At 72.8% G+C, this 5,055-nt stretch carries 4 protein-coding genes and 1 pseudogene; 2 read left to right on the forward strand and 3 right to left on the reverse strand.

The genetic code is table 11. The features are described from left to right. Window positions 1-768, forward strand: a pseudogene (locus EAD98_RS01130) (hypothetical protein); the annotation flags it as partial. Window positions 769-813: 45 nt separating this feature from the next. Here the strand turns inward: EAD98_RS01130 and EAD98_RS01135 are convergent. Continuing rightward, window positions 814-2,484 (reverse strand): DUF885 domain-containing protein, encoded by a 1,671-nt coding sequence (locus EAD98_RS01135; protein WP_121652234.1) that lies wholly within the window; start codon window positions 2,482-2,484, stop codon window positions 814-816. A 141-nt stretch (window positions 2,485-2,625) separates the two neighbouring features. On the opposite strand from EAD98_RS01135, the gene EAD98_RS01140 reads away from it, so the two are divergent. Continuing rightward, window positions 2,626-3,606, forward strand: a complete 981-nt coding sequence (locus EAD98_RS01140; RefSeq protein WP_199723201.1) for a DMT family transporter — start codon at window positions 2,626-2,628, stop codon at window positions 3,604-3,606. Window positions 3,607-3,633: 27 nt separating this feature from the next. Here the strand turns inward: EAD98_RS01140 and EAD98_RS01145 are convergent, their stop codons facing one another. Next, complete coding sequence (locus tag EAD98_RS01145; protein WP_121652235.1) at window positions 3,634-4,704, reverse strand: PHP domain-containing protein; 1,071 nt, start codon at window positions 4,702-4,704, stop codon at window positions 3,634-3,636. A gap of 28 nt (window positions 4,705-4,732) precedes the next feature. After that, the coding region (locus EAD98_RS01150; protein WP_147457307.1) for a M23 family metallopeptidase at window positions 4,733-5,055 on the reverse strand (323 nt) is incomplete at its 5' end.

The following is a 5,055-nucleotide window of genomic DNA, read 5'->3' on the forward strand; positions in this document are numbered from 1 at the left end:
ACCCCGCCCCGGGCGGTCACCCCCTCGCCGAGCCGGAGCGCGCCCACGGCGACGCCGACGGCCAGCCCGAGCCCGGAGCCGGGGCGCAGCTCGGACGGCAACCTGATCACCGACATCCTGGACGGCATCGGAGACCTCCTCACCGGTGGACGCGGAGAGGACACCGCGACCCCGTCGGCGAGCCCGAGCGTCCGGCTGTCGGCGAAGCCGACCGGTACGCCGGCCCGGCCGCCGGCCGCCGGCCCCGGGGTCACCGACTGCCCGGCGCCGGGCCCCACCCGTCCCGCGAAGCCGGGCAAGGTGGAGCCGGGAAAGCCGTTGCCGCGCATCGCGGCCGACCCGACCCTGCCGAAGGTCGCCCAGACACCGTCGAAGCTCACCGGCTCCAAGGTCACCATGACCGGGCTGCGGTTCGAGGGGATCACCGAGCTGGAGTCCGAGAAGGGCCACCTCAAGGTGCTGAAGTTCAGCATGCGCGAAGCGGTGACCGACGACTTCCTCCTGCGCGCGGACGGCCCCGACGGGCGCAACCAGCGGTACGCGACCGACCGGTTGACCGTGCGCGGTGACGTGGCCTTCTACGCCACCCGGTTCGTCGGCCGACTGCTCGGCATCAAGATCACGCTGACTCCGGATCTGCCGCTGCCGGACGGCCTCCCGGTCACGTCGCCGATCCCGATCACGTTCACCGACCCGGTCATCGACCTGGCGTACGTCACCAGTGACACGCTGACCGCCCGGCCGACGCTGGCACTGACCCTCGGTTGAGCACCGCCCCTCGCCGGACGTCGTGCCGGCGAGGGGCGGTGACGGTCAGAGTCGAGCCAGCGCCCGGCGCAACGGGTCGAGGCCCAGTGCGCCCAGGTCCAACGCCTGCCGGTGGAACTCCCGCAGGTCGAAGTCCGCGCCCTTGCGGGCCTTGGCGTCCTCGCGGGCCTGGAGCCAGATCCGCTCACCGACCTTGTACGACGGCGCCTGCCCCGGCCAGCCCAGGTAGCGGTTCAGCTCGAAGCGCAGGTTCTCGTCCGGCACCCGGCAGTGCGCCCGCATGAACTCCCAGCCCAGCTCCGGCGTCCACCGCTCGCCGGGGTGGAAGCCGAACGGGTTGTCCTTCGGGATCTCCAGCTCCAGGTGCATGCCGATGTCGACGATCACCCGGGCCGCCCGCATCGCCTGGCCGTCGAGCATGCCCAGCTTGTCGCCCGGGTCCTCCAGGTAGCCCAGCTCGTCCATCAGCCGCTCCGAGTAGAGCGCCCACCCCTCGCCGTGTCCGGAGACCCAGCAGAGCAGCCGCTGCCAGCGGTTGAGCAGGTCGGAACGGACCGCGGTCTGCGCCACCTGGAGGTGATGACCCGGCACGCCCTCGTGGTAGACCGTGGTCACCTCCCGCCAGGTGGAGAAGTCGGTGATGCCCTGCGGCACCGCCCACCACATGCGCCCGGGGCGGGAGAAGTCCTCGCTCGGGCCGGTGTAGTAGATGGCGCCGTCGCTGGTCGGGGCGAGGCAGCACTCGATCCGGCGGACCTGCTCCGGGATGTCGAAGTGGGTGCCGTGCAGCTCGCTGATCGCCTTGTCGGCGAGCGCCTGCATCCAGTCGCGGAACGCCTCCTTGCCCTGGATGGTCCGCGCCGGGTCGGCGTCCAGCGCGGCGACGGCCTCGTCGACACTGGCGCCCGGACCCGCGATGCGCGCGGCGACGACGCGCATCTCCGCCTCCAGGCGGGCCAGCTCCGCGAAGCCCCAGGCGTACGTCTCGTCCAGGTCGATCTTGGCGCCGAGGAAGTACTGCGAGGCGAGTTCGTAGCGCTCCCGGCCGGCGGCCTGCTTGTCCCGCCCGTGCGGCGCCAGCTCGGCGCGCAGGAACTGGCCGAACTCCGCGGTCGCCGCGGTGGCCGCCGCCGCCCCCCGCCGCAGTTCGGCGCCGAGCGTGCCGTCCGCGCCCAGCCGCTCCACCAGCCCGTGGAAGAAGTTGTCCCCGGTCGGGTCGACCCAGACGTCACACTGCTTGGCCACCTCGACCAGCTGCACCTTCGAGCTGATCTGGCCGGCGGCGAGCGCCTCCCGCAGCGTGGTCTTGTAGCCCTCCAGCGCGCCGGGGAAGCCGTTGAGCCGGGCGGCGATGTTGGCCTGCGCGTCGGCCGTCGCGGTCGGCATCAGGTCGAACACCATGCGGATGTCGTGCAGCCCGCTGGCGATCACGTTGACCTCGCTGGTGGCCTCGCCGGCCTCGTACCGGGCGAGGTCCAGGCCGAGCCGTTCCTGCATGGCCTCCTTGGCGGTGCGCTCCGCCTCGGAGTCCGGCTCGGTCACCTCCAGCTCGGAGAGCGTCCGGCGGGTCAGGTTCGCGCGCGCCCGGTAACCCTCGGGCGAGAGGTCGTCCAGCTGGTCGTCATGGCCGGCGATGCCGACGTAGGTGGCGCCGGTCGGGCTCAACGGCGCCCACTCGGCCACGTAGCGGTTGGCGAGTTCATCGATTCGTCCCACGGTGCGACCCTACGTGACCGACCCGCCCCGGTGTCGACGACGTTTGTCGTGTTCAGCGAGCGGTTGGCGGCACCGTGGTGGTCAGAGATGGTGTCCGAAAGTCGCGCGACTTTGTCGTACGCCTCGGGCAGAGTGTCAGGGGTGAACACCGACATCACTCCTGACAAGGCGCCGCTGCGCGCCTGGCTGCCGGGATTCATCGCACTCGCCGCCATCTGGGGCTCCAGCTTCCTGTTCATCAAGGTCGGGGTGGCCGAGCTGCATCCGGTCCAGCTCACCCTCTATCGCGTCGTCGCCGGTGCGCTGACCCTGCTGGTGGTGCTCGCCGTGCTGCGCGACCGCCTGCCCCGCGAGCCCCGGGTCTGGGCGCATCTCTTCGTGGTCGCCGCCTTCGGCGTGGCCGTGCCCTTCACCCTCTTCGGCTACGGCGAGCAGCGGGTCGAGTCGATGCTCGCCGGCATCTGGAACGCCACCACGCCGCTGATCGTGCTGCCGCTGGCGGTGCTGGTCTTCCGCACCGAGCGGCTGACCGTGCGCCGCGGGGTCGGGCTCGGGCTGGGCTTCCTGGGCGTGCTCGTGGTGCTCGGGGTCTGGGAGGGCATCGGCGGGGCGCACTTCATCGGGCAGGTGATGTGCTTCGGCGCGGCCGCCTGCTACGGCCTCGCCATCCCGTACCAGAAGCGGTTCATCGCGGGCAGCACGCACTCGGGGCTGTCGCTCTCCGCGGCGCAGTTGCTGCTCGCCGCCGGCCAGCTGGCCATCGTCACCCCGTTCGTCGCGGGCGCGCCGCCGCTGCCGACCGACCTGTCGCCGAAGGTGGTGGCCAGCGTGCTGACCCTCGGCGCGCTCGGCACCGGGCTCGCCTTCGTGATCAACATGCGCAACATCCGCGTGGCCGGGGCGAGCACCGCCTCCACCGTGACCTACCTGATCCCGATCTTCGCGGTGCTGATCGGGGCCGTGGCGCTCGACGAGCGGCTCAACTGGCACCAGCCCGTCGGCGCCCTCATCGTGCTGCTGGGAGTCGCGGTCTCGCAGGGCGTGGTCGGCCGGCGGCGGCCCCGACCGGTGGTCGGCGTCGGCGCGCCCGCCGCGCCCGCGGCGGAGCCGGTCAGCCGCTGAGGCTCGACCGGCCCGTGGGCGGGCGCCTCAGGACCGGTCGCCCGCCCACGCCACCAGCTGCTTCGCCGACCAGGTGTTGACCACCCGGTCGGCGGGGACGCCGCAGCGGGCGGCCCGCTCACAGCCGAACCGCTGCCAGTCGAGCTGGCCGGGGGCGTGCGCGTCCGTGTTGATGGCGAACCGGCAGCCGGCCTCCAGGGCGCGGCGGATCAGCCGCTTCGGTGGGTCCTGCCGCTCCGGCCGCGAGTTGATCTCGACGGCGGTGTCGTGCTCCGCGCAGGCGGCGAAGACCGCGTCCGCGTCGAAGTCGCTCTCGCCCCGGGTCCGGGCCCGGTGCCCCCGGTCGCCCGGCCCGGTCACCCCGGCCGGGCGGGACGACACCATCCGGCCGGTGCAGTGACCGAGGATGTCCAGGTGGGGGTTGGCGACCGCGGTCAGCATCCGCCGGGTCATCTTCGCCCGCTCGTCGTTCAGGCCGCTGTGCACCGAGCCGACCACCACGTCCAGCCGGGCCAGCAGCTCGTCGTCCTGGTCCAGCGAACCGTCGGCGAGGATGTCCACCTCGATCCCGGTCAGGATCCGGAAACCGTCCGGCAGTGCCGCGTTGACCTGCGCCACGTGGTCGAGCTGACGGCGCAGCCGATCGGCGGTCAGCCCCCGGGCCACCTTCAGCCGGGGCGAGTGGTCGGTCAGCACCATGTACTCGTGGCCCAACTCCACCGCGGCCAGCGCCATCTCCTCGATCGGCGAGCCACCGTCGGACCAGTCCGAGTGGGTGTGACAGTCGCCGCGCAGCGCTTCGCGCAGCGCCGCCGCCTCGGCGTCCAGGTCAGTGCCCTCGGTGGCCACCAGCCGGCGCAGGTAGACCGGCTCCTCACCGGCCAGCGACTCCGCCACGCAGCGGGCCGTGACGTCACCGACCCCGGCCAGCTTGGTGAGCGTGCCGTTGCCGGCCCGCTCGGCCACCTCGGCCGCGGGCAGGCCGGCCAGCGCCTTGGCCGCGGACCGGAACGCCCGCACCCGATAGGTTGCCTCGTTCGCCCGCTCCAGCAGGAACGCGATGCGGCGCAGGTCGGCGATGGGGTCCCGGGCCTTCATCCACCGAACCTAGCCGTTGCCGGGCCGGTCAGGGAGCCTTCGGGCAGCCGTTTCTGCGCTGCCACGCGGTCACCTCGGCGGCCGGTTCCCGATTGCCGCCACGCCGCCAGGAGTCCAGATAGCGCGCCGGCCAGAGCACCCCACGCCGGATCCACCAACCGTCCCGACCCGTACACGGCGGCGAGATGCCGAAGTGCACATGGCAGACGTTGTTCGCGTTGCCGGTGCGGCCCACCTTGCCGAGCTGCTGCCCGGCGCGTACCCGGACCCCGGCGTCGACGCCCGTGGTCACCACGCTCAGGTGCGAGCCGTAGTACCGCACCCCGTCATCGCCGAGCAGGGCGACGGACA

It is taken from the genome of Micromonospora sp. CV4, from assembly GCF_003667455.1.
GTDB lineage: Bacteria > Actinomycetota > Actinomycetes > Mycobacteriales > Micromonosporaceae > Micromonospora.

Bases quoted from the DNA above. Each gene is read 5' to 3' on its own strand.
- EAD98_RS01145 (WP_121652235.1), bottom strand. From the start codon at position 4,704: ATGAAGGCCCGGGACCCCATCGCCGACCTGCGCCGCATCGCGTTCCTG.